We start from the raw sequence: 16,129 nt of genomic DNA, 5'->3' as shown, positions 1-16,129 counted from the left end.
AATGAAATTTTCACATGCATGGATTGAAAGAAACCCCTGGCTGCTGATCGCCCTGGTCACGGTGGTGATCAGCATCGGCGGCGCCGTCGAGATCGTTCCCCTGTTCTTCCAGAAGAGCACGACGGAACCCGTCGCCGGCCTGAAGCCGTACTCGCCGCTGCGCCTGGCGGGCCGCGACATTTACGTGCGCGAAGGCTGCTACAACTGCCACTCGCAGATGGTGCGTCCGCTGCGCGCGGAAACGGAACGCTATGGCCACTATTCGGTCGCCGGCGAATTCGTCTACGACCGTCCGTTCCAGTGGGGTTCCAAGCGCACGGGCCCCGACCTGGCCCGCGTGGGCGCGCGCTACAGCGACGAATGGCACCGCACGCACTTGAACAACCCGCGCGACGTGGTGCCCGAGTCGAACATGCCGTCCTACCCCTGGCTGGCGAAGACCAAGCTGGTGCCTGACGAGATCATGCCGAAGATGCGCGCCCTGAAACGCCTGGGCCAGCCGTACAGCGATGAAGAGATCGCCGCCGGCCCTGCGCAGCTGCAGGACAAGACGGAAGAAGACGCCCTGGTCGCCTATCTGCAAGGCCTCGGTACATTAATCAAAACAAGGAATTAGCATGGCAATCGAAAACCTGTTTGACAGCGCCAGCAGCGTCATGACGGTGGTTTCCTTTACGACGTTCGTGGGTATCCTGTGGTGGACGTTCAGCCGCAGCAACAGCGACTTCGACGCGGCGGCACGCCTGCCGTTCGCCGACGACGCGCTCGACTATCCGGCCGAAGCCGAAATGCCCCTGGCGAAGGAGCATAACCATGGCTGACTTTACCAATGGCTTCTGGAATATCTACATCATCGTGCTGTCCCTGCTGGGCATCATCGGCTGCGGCGTGCTGCTGTACTCGCAGTCGAAAATCAAAGTGGTCGAGGGCGCCCCCGCTGACGGCACCACGGGCCACGTCTGGGACGAGGATTTGAAGGAACTCAACACGCCGATGCCGCGCTGGTGGATGTGGCTGTTCTACATCACCATCGTCTTCTCCCTGGCGTACCTGTTCCTGTATCCGGGCCTGGGCAACTATGCCGGCAGCCTGGGCTGGAAATCGACGGGCCAGTACGAGGAAGAACTGAAGAAGGCGGAAGCCGACTACGGTCCGCTGTTCAACAAGTACCTGAGCCAGGACTTGAAGACGGTGGCCGCCGATCCGCAGGCGCAAGCCATCGGCCAGCGCCTGTTCCTGACCTACTGCGCGCAATGCCACGGTTCGGATGCACGCGGCAACAAGGGCTTCCCCAACCTGACCGACAAGGACTGGCTGTATGGCGGCGAACCCGACGTCATCAAGACCACCATCCTGCACGGCCGCAATGGGCAAATGCCACCGATGGGCGCCGCCCTGGGCTCCGAAAAGGATGTCGAGAACGTGGCCCATTATGTGCTGAGCCTGTCCAGCTCGACCTCGGATCCCGTCAAGTCCGTGCTGGGCAAGGCCAAGTTTGGCGCCTGCATGGCCTGTCATGGCGCCGATGCCAAGGGTAACCAGATGCTCGGTGCGCCGAACCTGACGGACAAGACCTGGCTGTACGGCGGCAGCGCCGATACCATCATGGAAACCGTACGCAAGGGACGCAGCAACACCATGCCGGCCTTCAGCGATTTCCTCGGCGAATCCAAGGTACACGTGCTGTCGGCGTATGTCTGGAGCCTGTCGAATCCGCAGGCGCCCGCAAAGTAAAAATGGAACCTCAAGTCATCAAGATGTATGCGGCCCGCGAGCAAATCTACCCTCGCGAGGCCAAAGGACGCTACGCTACCTGGCGATGGGTATGCGTATGGCTTACCCAGCTGGCGTTCTACGGCTTGCCGTGGTTGACCTGGAATGGCAGGCAAGCCCTGCTGTTCGATTTGACCACGCGCAAGTTCTACATTTTCGGCGTCGTGCTGTGGCCCCAGGATTTCATCTATCTGGCGGCCCTGCTGATCATCTGTGCGTATTTGTTGTTCCTCGTCACGGCCATTGCCGGGCGGGTGTGGTGCGGGTTCTCCTGCCCGCAAACGGTATACACGGAAATTTTCCTGTGGGTCGAACGCCGCATCGAGGGCACGCGCAGCGCGCGCATGGCCCTCGACAAGCAGGGCCCCTCCGTGCGCAAGGCCTTCAAGAAGACCGCCAAGCACCTGGTATGGGGCGCCATCGCCCTGTGGACGGGCTTTACCTTTGTCGGCTACTTCACGCCGATCAAGGAACTGGCGCAGTCGGTGACCACCCTCAATTTCGGTCCCTGGGAATGGTTCTGGGTCTTGTTCTACAGCCTGGCAACCTACGGCAACGCGGGCTGGCTGCGCGAGCAGGTGTGCAAATACATGTGCCCCTACGCGCGCTTCCAGAGCGCCATGTTCGACCAGGACACCCTGATCATCACCTACGATGCCAAGCGCGGCGAACCACGCGGCGCCATGAGCAAGAAGGCCGGCAACAACGACAAGCTGGGCGATTGCATCGACTGTACCCTGTGCGTGCAGGTGTGTCCGACCGGCATCGATATCCGCAACGGCCTGCAGTATGAATGCATCGGCTGCGCCGCCTGCGTCGATGCCTGCAACAGCGTGATGGACAAGGTCGAGCGGCCGCGTGGCCTGATACGCTACAGCACCGACCATGCGATGGAAAACAACTTCAATTCGAAGCAGATACGTCAGCGCGCCATGCGCCCGCGCGTCTTGATCTACACTTCCATCCTGGCCCTGATCATCATCGCCGTGTGTACGTCGCTGGCCCTGCGCACGCCCCTGAAAATGGACGTGATCCGCGACCGCGGTTCGATGGGGCGCGAAGTCGAAGACGGCATGATCGAAAACGTCTACCGCCTGCAGATCATGAATACGTCCGAGCAAAGCCAGCATTTTAAAATCAGCGCTTCCGGCTTGCCGGGCCTGACCTTGCTGACGCGCGAAGAAGTGACCTTGCAGCCGACGGAAACGCTGGGCTGGCCGATCCGCCTGCGCGTACCGCACGGCGTGGGAGAGAAGGGCTCGAACAAGATTGCGATCGAATTGCAATCGCTGGACGATCCATCGCTGCATGTGCGTGAAAGCGCGGTATTCATCGTGCCACGTTAACAAGGAAAGGCGGACGGGGACCGGGTGCCCTCGCCGCCGCCACGAAGTTGCAGGAAGGCCGGTCCCCATGCGGGGACTGGCTGATTAAACAGGAGAAACACCATGTCCGACAGTCTGAAACTGCAACCCCCCGTTGCACCGTGGTACAAGCATCGCTGGCCATGGCTGCTGATGATCGGTCCCGGCCTGTCCGTGGTCGTCGGCAGCTTCATGGGCTATATCGCGTTTACGCAGCCCGATGCGCTGGTGGTGGGCGATTATTACAAGCAGGGCAAGGCGATCAACCAGGATTTGAAGCGCGACACGATCGCCAGCGACCTGGCCATGGATACGCGCCTGTCATATGACGTGGCTGCAGCGCGCCTCAGTGGTTCCGTGCACAGCTTCGGCAAGGCCTATCAGGCGCCGCTGCAGCTGCACCTGGCGCATGCGACCCTGCCGGAAAAGGATATCAAGCTGCTGGTGCAGCCCGATGCGGCCGGCAATTTTTCCGTAGCACTGCCGATGCTCGAGCGCAGCCGCTGGCAAGTGCTGGTGGAAAACGACAAACGCGAGTGGCGGCTGTCCGGCATCTGGACCTGGCCCCTGCAGCGCAGCATCGCGCTGCACGCGGATGAAGAACTGTAAGTCTTATTTGCAGACGTCCGTGCCGGCCGTAATCGCTTTCAACTTGGCCGGCTGCAGGATTTCGATCTCGCGGTTCGAGACGCGCAGCCAGCCTTCCTTCTTGAATTTCGACAATAAGCGGCTGACGCTTTCGATGGTCAGGCCCAGATAGTTGCCGATTTCCTCGCGCGACATGCGCAGCTGGAAATTGCTGCCCGAATAGCCGCGTGCTTCATAGCGCGATGCCAGGTTGACGATGAAGGCGGCAAAACGCTGGGTCGCCTGCATATTGCCCAGCAATAGCATGACGCTTTGCTCGCGCGTGATTTCCTGGCTCATCATGCGGTGGAAATGACGCAGCAGGGTCGGCATATTGCCCAGCAATTGTTCCAGGCTGGAAAACGGAATTTCACACACTTCGCTGTCTTCCAGCGCCACGGCATTACAGTGGTGGCGGTCGGCGCTGATGGCATCCATGCCCAGCAGTTCACCGGCCATCTGGAAACCCGTCACCTGCTCTTCGCCACCCGGATTGATCTGGTAGGTCTTGAAGTGCCCCAGGCGGATCGCGTACAGGTTCTGGAACGAGTCGCCGATGCGGAACAGCGAGGCCCCGCGCACGATCTTGCGGCGGCGGCCGATGATCTGGTCCAGCCGATCCATGTCGCCCACATCAAGGCCCATCGGCAGGCACAATTGATGCATGCTGCAGGTCGAGCATCGTGCACGCAACGCCTCCACGTTCACGGTGGGCAAGGTTGGAGTGAGGAGCGCTTCAGTCATGTCGGTACCTTTTAGAAAATGCAACAACAAGTTTACTGCATACAGCTGCATACAGGGTTGCCGTATGCCAATTTCACCGTAAATTCGGCGAATAAACGACGTCCAGCCTTTAATTATATGGCAACATCGTCAAAAGCCCATACGGGGCGGGCAATTTGCGCGGCGGCGCTTGCCAAGCTGGGGTATTGATAGGAAAATTCCTGACAGCATTATCTGCCGCCTGTGCCGCCCGGCACTGAAAAGGAAATCATGAAGCCTCTCGGCATTAAAGCAAAAGTCGCGCTGGCCACCAGCCTGACCTCGATCGCCATGATCGCGCTGGTCACCATGATCCAGGTGCAGCACATGCGCGACGACTTCACCCGAGTACTGCTGAGCCAGCAGTCATCGCTGATCAGCCGCACCGCTGCCGAGCTCGACGACAAGCTGGGCATGCTGCTGCAGATTGTCACCCTGACGGCCAGGCAGCAGCCGCCGGAATTGATCGCCCAGCCCGCCCAATTGCGCGAATACTATGCGCGCCGCTCGATGCTGGTGCTGTTCGACGACGTGCTGGTGCTCGACGCGCATGGCGCCATCGTGGCCGACATGCCGGAAGTGACGGGGCGCGCCGGCATCAACGTCGCCGAGCGCGAGTATTTCCAGACCGTCCTGCGCACGCGCCAGCCCATGATTACCGAGCCGATGCTGGGCAAGTCGAGCGGCATGCCCATCGTGCAGATGGTGGCGCCCGTGCTGGCCGCCGATGGCCAGGTGGCCGGCGTGGTGATCGGCGTGCTGCGCCTGTACAAGGACAATCTGCTGGGCCGCCTGCGCTCGGAAAAGATCGGCAAGAGCGGCTATTACTTCATCCTCACGCGCGGCGCCGTGCCGCGCTACGTGCTGCACCCCGATACCAGCCGTTTGCTGCAGCCGCGCAAGCCGAACGCCAACCTGACGACCACCCAGCTGCTGAAGGAGGATGGCGAAGGCAGCATGGTCAGCACCAACAGCCGCGGCATCACGGCCGTCAACAGCTTCAAGCGCCTGAAATCCGTGAACTGGCTGCTGGCCGCCTCGCTGCCCGTCGAGGATGCCTTCGAACCGTTCGATGGCGTGCTGTACCGGCTGGTGCTGTGGAGCATCCTCGCTTCGCTGCTGGCCGCTGCCGTTCTGGGCTGGGTTACCGTGCGCCTGCTGTCGCCGCTGGTGCGCCTGCGCGATACCCTGCTGGCCCTGCGCACCAGCGGCAGCCGTTTCACCCCCGTGCCGGTACAGCAGCGCGACGAGATCGGCGAACTGACGGAAGCGTTCAATGGCCTGATGAGCGAACGCGACCGCCTGCAGCAGGAACTCGAAGCGCGCGCGGCGGAGCTGGAGCAGGAACGCGACCGGGCCGAGGCGGCCAACCGCGCGAAGAGCGATTTCGTGGCCAACATGAGCCATGAAATCCGCACGCCCCTCAATGCCGTGCTGGGCATGGTGTATTTGCTGGGCAATACCAAGCTCGACACGGAACAGCGCAAGTACCTGACCATGGTCAGAGTGGCGGGCCAGTCGCTGCTGGGCATCCTCAACGATGTGCTCGACTATTCGAAGATCGAGGCGCGCCGCATGGAATTGTCGCCCGTCGAATTCGACCTCGATGAAGTCATGAATACCCTGGCCACGACGATGACGATGAATGCGGGCGAAAAGGAGCTGGAACTGGCCATCGCCGTCGAGCCCGACGTGCCGCGGCGCCTCGTCGGCGACGCCCAGCGCCTGCAGCAAATTCTCGTCAACCTGGCCGGCAACGCCATCAAGTTTACCGAGAGCGGCGAAGTGGTAGTGGCCGTCAGCCTGGCCGAGAGCGAGAGTGGCCGCGCCTGGCTGCGCTTCGAAGTGCGCGACACGGGCATCGGCATGACGGAACTGCAGCAACAGCAGCTGTTTGCCGCGTTTTCACAGGCCGACCAGAGCATCACGCGGCGCTTCGGCGGCACGGGCCTGGGCCTGGCCATCAGCAAGCAGCTGATCCACATGATGGGCGGCGACATCGCCGTCGCCAGCAGCGAAGGCAAGGGCAGCCGCTTCTGGTTCAGCGTGCCCTTCGAGATGCTGGCGCAGCCGGCCGAAACGCGGCGCACGCCGGCCCTGGGCCAGCTGCGCCTGCTGGTGGCCGACGACAACCGCACCACGCGCGAACTGATCGTCAAGCTGATCGAGGCGTGGGGCTGGCTGGCCGACGAAGTGGACTCCGGCTTTGCCGCCATCGAACTGTACCGCGAACGCCTGGCGCAGCAGCAGCCGTATGACGTGGTGCTGGCCGACTGGCACATGCCCGTGATGGACGGACTGGCCACGGCCAAGGCCATCCGCCAGGCGGCCAGCGGCCAGCGCCAGCCCATCGTGGTGATGGTCAACGCCTTCGCCCGCAACCACCTGGAGGAAATCTCCAGTGCGGCCGAGGCCGATGTCGTGCTGATGAAGCCGATCACGGGCTCCAGCCTGTTCGATGCCCTGCACCAGGCGCTGATCGCCAAGAATGACGGCGGCGAGCAGCGCATCCTGCACCAGCCGCTGGGCACGGAACTGGCCGGCGTGCATTTCCTGCTGGTGGAAGACAATCATTTGAACCAGGCCGTGGCGCGCGGCATCCTCGAACACATGGGCGCCACCCTGGACGTGGTGGGCGACGGCTTGCAAGCCGTGGAACGGCTGCGCACGGAAGCGCTGCGCTACGACATCGTGCTGATGGACATGCAGATGCCCGTCATGGACGGTTTCAGCGCCACCCACATCATCCGCACGGAACTGCGCCTGAACCTGCCCGTGATCGCCATGACGGCCGGCGTGCTGGCGTCCGAGCGCGAGCGCTGCATGACGGCCGGCATCAGCGACTTCATCGCCAAGCCCGTGGTGGTGGAAGAGATGATGGAAGTCATCCTGCGCCACCTGCCCAAGCGCCCGCAAGTGCAGGCGGCCGAGCCGGTACGCGTCGCCGATGAAGAAGTGTTTTCCATGGCGCCGCTGATGCGCGTGATGGGACGCGACGCGAAGGGGCGCGGCGTGCTGCGGCGCATGGTGGAAGACGCGCTGAACAAGGGCATGACGCCCGTGCGCGACGCCGAAACAGCGTTGCAATCGGGCCGCCACAGCGACGTGGCGCGCATCCTGCACGGCGTGCGCGGCTCCGTGGGCACCCTGGGCACGAAACGCCTGATCCGCGCCGCGTTCGCCACCGAGGAAGCCATCGACGCGGGCCGCCTGGACGAGGTGCCGGCGCTGCTGGCGCACACGGCGCAGGAACTGGAGCAGGCGCTGGCGGCGGCGGCGGATTGGTTGTCCAGGCTGAAGGATTAAGCCTGCAACGTAAAACTGGGGTCAGACCCGCCGGGTCTGACCCCGGAACCTTGTCGGATTACGCGCTTGCGCGCTAATCCGACCTACCCCATTTACGCGGGCACGCCCAGGATCACGCTGGATGCCTTGAAAATCGCCGTCACGCTGCTGCCGATGGCGATGCCCAGGTCGGTGCTGCTCTGGTTGGTGATGATGGCCGCAATCGTGCCGCCGCGCGGCAGGTCCAGCACCACTTCCGTGTTGACGGCACCCGTCTGCACGCGCGTCACGACCCCGGCCAGCTGGTTGCGCGCGGAAAAGCGCGCGCCTTCGCTGTCCGCCACAAGGATGATGGACGAAGCCTTGATCAGCGCAAACGCTTCCGCGCCCGGCACCAGGCCCAGGCTGGCGCTGCTGCCTTGCGTGACGATGGCGACGATCTGCTGGCCGCCGGGCAATTCCAGGGTGACTTCGTCGTTGACGGCGCCCTGTTTCAGTTCGGCCACCTTGCCCAGGAATTGATTGCGTGCCGTGGTTTTCATGGCCATTCTCCGTATGAGTAAAAGATCGTCGGCGATGCCTTCCGCCTGGCTGCCCAGCTGGCGCAGGTAGCGGGCATGCTCACGCTCGATGATGCGGAAATTGTCGACCAGCTGGCGCCCCCGCTGCGTCAGCCGCGTGCCGCCGCCGCCCTTGCCGCCCGTCAGGCGCTCGACCAGCGGCTCGCCGGCCAGGTTGTTCATCGCGTCGATGGCGTCCCAGGCCGCCTTGTAGCTCATCTTCACAAGCTTGGCCGCCTGCGTGATGGAGCCGCATTCGGCGATAGCGCCCAGCAATTCCACCCGGCCGGCGCCGCCCAGGTTTTCTCCGCCCACCGTCATCCATACCGAGCCTTGCAAGCCGATTTCCGCTGCCGCTGATTTATCCAATGCGTTCACCCAATGCCATGTGTTCTTCCCTGTTATCGATCTGTCCGTCGCGCAAGTACAGCACATGCTCGCCCAGGATGCGCGCATCTTCCGGATCGTGTGTGATCAGGATCATGGGCACGTCCAGGCGCTGCTGCCATTGGCTCAGTTCCAAACGCATTTTGACACGCAGGGCCGGATCGAGGGCGGCAAACGGCTCGTCGAGCAGCAGCGCGGCTGGCTCGGCCACGAGCGCCCTCGCCAGCGCCACCCGTTGGCGCTGGCCTCCGGACAACTCGTCGGGAAACTGATGCGCCAGTTCCTGCAAGTGGAAGGCGTCAAGCCAATGCTCGACCTTCTGCAATTTTTCGCGCGCGCGCGGATTGAACCAGCCCCGCGCCAGGCCAAATCCCACGTTCTGGCGCACCGTCAGGTGCGGGAACAGCGCGTAATCCTGGAACAGGTAGGCGACATTGCGCTGCTGCGGCGGCAGGTTGATGCCGGCGGCGGCATCGAACAGGGTGCGCCCGTTCAGGCGGATATGGCCCGCGTCAGGCGTAAAGAGTCCGGCAATGGCTTTCAGGGTCATGCTCTTGCCTGCGCCGGACGGGCCATACATGGCGATGCGCTGGCTATCGGACGTGCATTGCACTTGCATGTCGAAGCGGCGTTTGCCAGAGCGCAAGGTGGCGCGAATGTCGAGGTCGAGTTGCATAGGCGTCATCATAGCCGTCATTTGTGCGCGATGCGCCCGGGCGCCAGGCGGCCAGCCGACAACAGCACCACGATGCAGACAAAGGAGATAATCAGGACCAGCGTATTGGCCACGTCATCCTGACCCGCCTGCACGGCTTCATACACGGCCACCGACAGGGTTTGCGTCTTGCCGGGGATGCTGCCGGCCACCATCAGGGTGGCGCCGAATTCGCCCAGGGCGCGCACAAAGCCCAGCAGCACGCCGGCCAGGATGCCGCGCCAGGCCAGCGGCAAGGTCACGCGAAAGAAAATCGCCATTTCCGAAATGCCCAGCACGCGGGCGGCCTGCTCCAGCTGGCCGTCGACGGCCTCGAAGGCGGCGCGCGCCGGCTTGAAGACGAGGGGAAAGGCGACCACGGTGGAGGCGATCACGGCGCCCTGCCAGGTAAAAATCAGGTTGATGCCGAAGCTGTCCTGCAGCCAGACGCCCAGGGTGCCGCGCCGGCCCAGCAGCACCAGCAGGTAATAGCCGAGTACGGTAGGCGGCATCACCATCGGCAGGGTCAACAGGGCGTCGAGCAGCTCGCGCCCGGGAAAACGCGTGCGCGCCAGCAGATAGCCCGTGCCGATGCCGAGCAACAAATTGAGCGCCGTGGCCCACGCCGCCACTTTGAGCGACAGGGCCAGCGCGGTCCAGGCGATATCCATGCAGGCGCCTACCTGAATTATGGCTTCTTGAAACCGTACTTGGCGAGGATGGCTTGCGCCGGCGCCGTCTGCAGGTAGCTGACGAAGCGCTTCGCTTCGGCGGCATTGCTGCTGCCCTTGATGGTGGCGATCGGATACAGCACGGGCGCATCCAATGGCACGTCCAGCACCACGTTGACCTTGTCTTTCATGATGGCCGCGTCGGTGGCGTAGACAAAGCCCGCATCGACTTCGCCGCGCGCCACGTAGTCGAGCGACTGGCGCACGTTCTGCGTGCCGATGGCCTTGGTCTGCACGGCATCCCACAGCTTGGCCTTCTTCAGCGCGCCTTCCGAATAGCGGCCGACGGGCACGCTGGCCGGGTTGGCGATGGCCACGCGGGTCACACTTTTTTGCGTCAGGTCGCCCAGGCTCTTGATGCCCAGCTTGCTATCGTGCGGCACGATCAGCACCAGGCTGTTGCCGACGAAATCCATGCGGTCGGCCGGCAAGACGAGGCCCTGCTTTTGCGCCGCATCCATGGTTTCCTGGTCGGCCGAGGCAAACACGTCGACGGGCGCGCCCTTGACGATCTGTTGCAGCAGCACGCCCGAGGCGGCAAAGTTCAAGGACACCTTGCTGCCTGGATACTGCGCCTCATAGCTCTGCGCCGCATCCTTGAACGCATTCGTCAGGCTGGCCGCGGCCGACACCACCACTTCGCCGGCAAAGGCGGAGCTGGCGGCAGTAGCGAGAAGAGCGGTGCCAAGCAGGCGGGCGAGGGAGGTGAGGCGCATGATCGTATCCTTGTAAGTGAACAGTGAACAAGGAGCGTAATATACACTTATATATAGCGTTCTGCCATCGCATGGGTCAAGCAATGGCAAAGAGCAAATGAGGGAAAATGCAGCCAGCGCCGGGAAATGGCAGCTGGCTGCGGTACGTCAATGACACCTGCCAGCAGGGAAGCGATCAAGCGGATCGAGCAAATTCATCGCTTAACTTGGCCGTTCAATTTTTTCCTAGCCTCTCAAGCAAGGCCTTTTTTTGCGCGGGCGATGCGGAACTGGTCTTGATGCCTTGTATTTGCGCCGCCTGCCTGTCTTCCGACATCGCCGCAAACCGTTGCGCATATTCCTCCACCAATGCGGCATTCCCGCGCAGGGCTCCCGCATACAGCCAGTAATTCGCTGTGGATACTTCGCCTTTTTTCAAATATTCCTGGCGCAGTTCGGCAATGGCCTTTCCATCACCATCGATCGCCCGCTGCTCCAGCGGCGTAACGACTGGTTCCTCACCGGTCGTACGCCGCTCCTGCATGACCCAATACGCAAAAAGAACCAGCAGAGCGGCTCCTATGCCTAATTTTATTTCCTGCTTCATGGCCTCAGCCTCCTGCATTGCAAGTACCAAAACATCACGACATGCTTGTCTGCGAACCAGTGCACGCCGCCTGCTAGCGGATGCGCAAGCTGACGACTTCCGAGACGACGCGGCCAAATGGACAGCGTCCCTCTGGCGATATGCCATAAATGGCCCGTATGCGATACATGCCGGCCTTGGATACAGCGTAGCGCCGCTCGAAATCACGGAACTTTCTTCCCCATTGATAGCCTTGTTCCAAAGAGACCTTGTCATCTGTCTCCAGTATTTTCATTTCCGGCCCCAACCAGCGTACCCGCTGGTTTTTTTCATTGAGCACCTCGAAACGCAGCCAATAGGATTCCAGTTCCATGAAGGCCGGCAAGTGCAAGGTATCTCTACCGGTATTCGCCACCATGATGGTCACGCCAACGGGTTCGTGTGCGGCGGCGATGGTCTTGTCCAGCACGACACTAATCTGCAATGCGCCATTTTTTTTATCGCAGGCGTTTGTGGAGACGGCAGAGAGCTTGGGCAGGGTATCGCTTTGCGCGAACGGGCTCTGGAAGAAAAGGACGAGAAATAATAGAACGAGTTTTTTCTGAAATAGGCTGAACATGGGAGTGGATCGGAGGTATTTTTGGCTAAGCGCCTCACAGAATGAAACGCCAGCTAACATTGACATCCTAGCACTATATTTCATTACTTATATGCAATGTCCTTACCGTTTGCAGGCCATTCCTCAATGGCCAAATAACGCAGCCTCTTGCGTACTATGTCGCACTGCATTCCTGATATACTGTATATAAACACAGTATATCGGGGTGCACCATGGAATTGACGGACAAGCTGGAAATCCTGGCCGACGCGGCCAAGTACGACGCGTCTTGCGCCAGCAGTGGCGCGCCCAAACGCGATTCCATCGGCAAGGACGGCTTTGGCGCCACCTCCGGCATGGGCATTTGCCACAGCTACACGCCGGACGGGCGCTGCGTTTCTCTGCTGAAAGTGCTGCTGACCAATTACTGCCTGTACGATTGCCAGTACTGCGTCAACCGCCGTAGTTCGAACGTGCCGCGCGCGCGGTTTACGGTGGCCGAGGTGGTCAAGCTGACGGCCGACTTTTACCTGCGCAACTACATCGACGGCCTGTTCCTCAGTTCCGGCATCATCCAGTCGGCTGACTACACGATGGAGCAGCTGGTGCAGGTGGCCCGCGAGTTGCGCGAGGTGCACCAGTTCCGCGGCTATATCCATCTGAAAACCATCCCAGACGCCGATCCCGCCCTGGTCGCGCAGGCGGGCCGCTATGCCGACCGGCTCAGCGTCAATATCGAACTGCCGACGCAGGACAGCGTGCAAAAGCTGGCGCCGGAAAAAAGCGTGCATACGATCAAGCTGGCCATGGGCGCCATCCGCCGCAAGCTCGATGAGAAAGCGGAAGAACCGCGCGCGCCGCGTTTCGCGCCGGCCGGGCAAAGCACGCAGATGATCGTCGGCGCCGACGCCAGCGACGACCAGCAAATCCTCTCCACGGCTGAGACCTTGTATGGCAGCTACAAACTCAAGCGCGTGTATTACTCGGCCTTCAGCCCCATCCCCGACAGCCCGAAAAGCGTGCCGCTGGCGCCGCCGCCCATGCTGCGCGAACACCGGCTGTACCAGGCCGACTTTTTACTGCGCAGCTATGGTTTCCAGGCCAGCGAACTGCTGCCCGCCACGGGCGGCAACCTGGCGCTCGATATCGATCCGAAACTGGCGTGGGCGCTGGCGCACCGCGAACATTTTCCGCTGGACTTGAACCGCGCGGCGCAGCACATGATCGCCCGCGTGCCCGGCATCGGCCTGCGCAACGCGCAGCGCATCGTCGACCTGCGCCAGTTGCGGCAAGTGCGCTACGCCGACCTGTCGCGCCTGCGCTGCAGCATGAAGAAAATCGCCCCCTTCATCATCACGGCCGACTACTTTCCCGCACGCGACACCACCGCCTCGGAACACCTGCGCCGCGCCTTGGCGGAAGCGCCGCAGCAGATGAATTTGTGGCCGGAGCTGCAGGCCGCATGAGTACGGTGGTGCGGCTGGCGCAATCGTTCGACGAGTGGCGCGCGGCCGCGCGCGAACTGATCGCGCGCGGCGTGCCGCCTGCCGACGTTGCCTGGCAGTCACAGCCCGGTGATGGCGACCTGTTTTCCTCGACGCCAGATGCGACGGATACCAGCGCGCCACTGCTGCGCCTGCCCCGTTCCCTGGTGGAATTGCTGGAAAGCGCCGCCTGTTTTAGTGCCCCGGATCGCTGGGCCTTCCTGTACCAGGTGCTCTGGCGCTGGCAACTGGACCAGCACGATGTACTTTCTCCCGCCGACGCGGACGGCGCGCGCCTGCACGCCATGGCCAAGGCCGTGCGCCGCGAAGAGCACGACATGCATGCGTATGTGCGTTTCCGCGAGCGGGCGGAAAGTGAGGGCGCACCCCGCTTCGTGGCCTGGTTCGAGCCCACGCACGACGTGCTGCCGCAGGTGGCGCGCCACTTCGCCCGCCGCATGGGATCTGCCAGCTGGATGATCGCCACGCCCGTCGCCAGCATGCTGTGGGATGGCACGACCTTGCATGCGGGACCGGCCCTGCTGCGCGGAGCGGCCGATATCGACGATGCGGGCGAAGCCCTGTGGCTGACCTACTACCGCAGCATCTTCAATCCCGCGCGCGTCAATGCCGGCCTGCTGCGCAGCCATATCCCCTCGCGCTTCTGGAAGAACTTGCCCGAAGGCGCCATCGTGCCCGCCATGCTCAGCGGCGCCGCCAACGGCGAACGGCGCACGGGCCAGACGGCCAGCGTGGGCCAGCGCAGCGGCGCCACCATGATCCCGCTCTCCGCCGAGCGCGCCCAGCCCGCGCGCGAACTGCCCACCACCCTGGACCAATGCCGCCGCTGCACGCTGTGGCAGCACGCCACGCAAGCCGTGCCCGGCGCCGGGCCGCCACAGGCGCGCATCATGCTGGTGGGCGAGCAGCCGGGCGACCAGGAAGACCTGGCAGGCTTGCCCTTCGTGGGCCCGGCTGGCGCGCTGTTGGACCAGGCGCTGCGGGAAGCGGGCATGGCGCGCGACAGTATTTACTTGACCAATGCCGTCAAGCATTTCAAGTGGGAACCACGCGGCAAGCGCCGCCTGCACAAGACGCCAGCGCAGCGCGAGATCCTCGCCTGCCATGGCTGGCTGGAACAGGAATTGGCCAGCGTAAAACCGCAAGTGATCGTGGCGCTGGGCAGCACGGCATTGAAGTCCATCCTGCAGGACGGCGCGGCAAGCATGACGCCGCTGGTCGGCACGCCGATCCGGCACGATGGGCGCTGGGTGGTCGCCGTATATCACCCCTCGTATGTGCTGCGCGCGCCCGATGAGGGGAGCCGGCGGCAAGCTTACGAAGTGATCGTGGCGGGGTTGCGGCAGGCGCTGCTGCTAGGGCAGGATAGCCATCACAGCGTTGAAGCCGGCACTTCCTGCCCCTCATCGCGCCGCGCATAGCGTTGCGCGATCACGGCGCAGATCATCAGCTGAATCTGGTGGAACAGCATCAGCGGCAAGATCACCATGCCCAGCGAACGGGTGGAAAACAGCACCTTGGCCATCGGCACGCCGCTGGCCAGGCTTTTCTTCGAGGCGCAAAAGACGATGGCGATTTCATCTTCCTTGTTGAAACCCAGGCGGCGGCTGATGAAGGTGGAAATGCCCAGCACCAGCGCCAGCAGTAGCAGGCTGATCAAGCCCAGGGCGACCAGGGTTTCCACCGAAATCGTATGCCACAGGCCTTCGCTGACGGCTTCGCTGAAGGCCGTGTAGACCACCAGCAGGATCGAACCCTGGTCGACATATTTCAGGGTGGCTTTATGGCGGTCAACCCAGCGGCCGATCCAGCGGCGCAGGAACTGGCCGGCCAGGAATGGCAGCAGCAGCTGCATGACGATGGACAGCACGGCGTCCACCGACGACTTGCTTTCCGCGCCCTTGGCTACCAGCAAGCCCACCAGAATGGGGGCGAGGAAAATGCCGATGAAATTCGAGGCCGAGGCGCTGCAAATGGCGGCCGGCACGTTGCCGCGCGCCATGGCCGTCATGGCAATTGAGGACTGCACGGTGGACGGCAGGGCGCACAGGAACAAGATGCCCATGTACAGGTCGGGCGTGAGGAAGGTCAGCGCCAGCGGACGCAGGGCCAGGCCCAGCAGCGGAAACAGGACAAAGGTGCTGGCCAGCACCAGCAAGTGCAGTCGCCAGTGCATGGCGCCGGCCACCACGGCTTCGCGCGACAGCTTGGCGCCATGCAGGAAGAACAGGGCGCCGATGGCAACGGTGGTGATGTTGCCGAAGACCACGGCCGTCTGGCCCGTGCAGGGCAGGAATGTGGCCAGCCCCACGGTGACGAGCAGGGCGATGGTGAAATTATCGGGTTTCAGATTGCGCAACAGGGCAGCGGGGGAAAAAGAAGACATGCGGTAGCCTGGTAACGGTGCAGCCTTGCAACAGCATGCTGTGCCGGGGATGACAAACAGCGCCGGGAGCGGCGCCAGTACTGGCTATTCTACCTGTATTGCCCAATTCCTTGCCTGATGGCATGGCCTGGCTTTTCAGCGCAAACCGGACAGACAAAAAAATGCCCTGTCCGCAG

16 protein-coding genes are annotated in these 16,129 nt (G+C 62.7%); 8 read left to right on the top strand and 8 right to left on the bottom strand.

The annotated features are described in order from the left end of the window. The first annotated feature begins 1 nt into the window (after position 1). The 5 genes from ccoO (at position 2) to IGS58_RS24550 (ending at position 3,746) form a co-directional block, all read left to right on the top strand. On the top strand, positions 2-616 hold the full coding sequence (gene ccoO / locus IGS58_RS24570; protein WP_034782720.1) for a cytochrome-c oxidase, cbb3-type subunit II: 615 nt from the start codon (positions 2-4) through the stop codon (positions 614-616). 1 nt (position 617) lies between these two features. Then, positions 618-821, top strand: a complete 204-nt coding sequence (locus IGS58_RS24565; protein WP_230522926.1) for a cbb3-type cytochrome oxidase subunit 3 — start codon at positions 618-620, stop codon at positions 819-821. After that, positions 814-1,734 carry a cytochrome-c oxidase, cbb3-type subunit III gene (ccoP, locus tag IGS58_RS24560; RefSeq protein WP_230522925.1) on the top strand — a complete coding sequence of 307 codons (921 nt, stop codon included), beginning with the start codon at positions 814-816 and terminating at the stop codon, positions 1,732-1,734. Before IGS58_RS24565 ends, ccoP begins: the two co-directional genes overlap by 8 nt. Before the next feature lie 2 nt (positions 1,735-1,736). After that, positions 1,737-3,119, top strand: coding sequence for a cytochrome c oxidase accessory protein CcoG (gene ccoG, locus IGS58_RS24555; RefSeq protein WP_034782714.1), 1,383 nt, complete (start codon positions 1,737-1,739; stop codon positions 3,117-3,119). Positions 3,120-3,221: 102 nt separating this feature from the next. Then, positions 3,222-3,746 (top strand): FixH family protein, encoded by a 525-nt coding sequence (locus IGS58_RS24550; RefSeq protein ID WP_070257879.1) that lies wholly within the window; start codon positions 3,222-3,224, stop codon positions 3,744-3,746. Between the two features lie 3 nt (positions 3,747-3,749). Here IGS58_RS24550 and fnr read toward each other — a convergent pair whose 3' ends face one another. Next, positions 3,750-4,508, bottom strand: a complete 759-nt coding sequence (fnr, locus tag IGS58_RS24545) for a fumarate/nitrate reduction transcriptional regulator Fnr (RefSeq protein ID WP_034782711.1) — start codon at positions 4,506-4,508, stop codon at positions 3,750-3,752. 249 nt (positions 4,509-4,757) lie between these two features. Here fnr and IGS58_RS24540 point away from each other — a divergent pair, with 249 nt between their 5' ends. Further along, entirely contained in the window at positions 4,758-7,832 is a 3,075-nt protein-coding gene (locus tag IGS58_RS24540; protein WP_230522924.1) for a response regulator, read from the top strand. 92 nt (positions 7,833-7,924) lie between these two features. On the opposite strand, the gene IGS58_RS24535 is transcribed toward IGS58_RS24540, so the two are convergent. The 6 genes from IGS58_RS24535 to IGS58_RS24510 all read right to left on the bottom strand — a co-directional run bounded on the left by IGS58_RS24535 (position 7,925) and on the right by IGS58_RS24510 (position 12,083). Then, positions 7,925-8,692, bottom strand: coding sequence for a TOBE domain-containing protein (locus IGS58_RS24535; RefSeq protein WP_230522964.1), 768 nt, complete (start codon positions 8,690-8,692; stop codon positions 7,925-7,927). A gap of 40 nt (positions 8,693-8,732) precedes the next feature. Next, entirely contained in the window at positions 8,733-9,434 is a 702-nt protein-coding gene (locus IGS58_RS24530) for a sulfate/molybdate ABC transporter ATP-binding protein (protein WP_034782708.1), read from the bottom strand. Positions 9,435-9,451: 17 nt separating this feature from the next. Further along, entirely contained in the window at positions 9,452-10,123 is a 672-nt protein-coding gene (modB, locus tag IGS58_RS24525; protein WP_034782706.1) for a molybdate ABC transporter permease subunit, read from the bottom strand. 17 nt (positions 10,124-10,140) lie between these two features. Next, positions 10,141-10,899: a molybdate ABC transporter substrate-binding protein gene (modA, locus tag IGS58_RS24520; RefSeq protein ID WP_230522923.1), complete on the bottom strand. Its 759-nt coding sequence runs from the start codon at positions 10,897-10,899 to the stop codon at positions 10,141-10,143. 214 nt (positions 10,900-11,113) lie between these two features. After that, positions 11,114-11,485, bottom strand: coding sequence for a hypothetical protein (locus IGS58_RS24515; RefSeq protein ID WP_230522922.1), 372 nt, complete (start codon positions 11,483-11,485; stop codon positions 11,114-11,116). A 73-nt stretch (positions 11,486-11,558) separates the two neighbouring features. Then, positions 11,559-12,083, bottom strand: a complete 525-nt coding sequence (locus IGS58_RS24510; RefSeq protein ID WP_139144210.1) for a hypothetical protein — start codon at positions 12,081-12,083, stop codon at positions 11,559-11,561. Between the two features lie 212 nt (positions 12,084-12,295). On the opposite strand from IGS58_RS24510, the gene IGS58_RS24505 reads away from it, so the two are divergent. Together IGS58_RS24505 and IGS58_RS24500 are read left to right on the top strand one after the other, a co-directional pair. After that, positions 12,296-13,528: a putative DNA modification/repair radical SAM protein gene (locus IGS58_RS24505; RefSeq protein ID WP_230522921.1), complete on the top strand. Its 1,233-nt coding sequence runs from the start codon at positions 12,296-12,298 to the stop codon at positions 13,526-13,528. After that, on the top strand, positions 13,525-14,988 hold the full coding sequence (locus IGS58_RS24500) for a UdgX family uracil-DNA binding protein (protein ID WP_230522920.1): 1,464 nt from the start codon (positions 13,525-13,527) through the stop codon (positions 14,986-14,988). Before IGS58_RS24505 ends, IGS58_RS24500 begins: the two co-directional genes overlap by 4 nt. On the opposite strand, the gene IGS58_RS24495 is transcribed toward IGS58_RS24500, so the two are convergent. Further along, positions 14,940-15,953, bottom strand: coding sequence for a bile acid:sodium symporter family protein (locus tag IGS58_RS24495; RefSeq protein ID WP_070257873.1), 1,014 nt, complete (start codon positions 15,951-15,953; stop codon positions 14,940-14,942). The genes IGS58_RS24500 and IGS58_RS24495 overlap by 49 nt on opposite strands. Positions 15,954-16,129 lie beyond the last annotated feature (176 nt).

Origin of the sequence: Janthinobacterium sp. EB271-G4-7A (assembly GCF_020858075.1) — a bacterium.
Taxonomy (GTDB): Bacteria; Pseudomonadota; Gammaproteobacteria; order Burkholderiales; family Burkholderiaceae_D; genus Janthinobacterium; species Janthinobacterium lividum.
The sequence above is the reverse complement of the archived record's forward strand: the minus strand, read 5'-3'. Positions and strand labels throughout refer to the sequence as shown.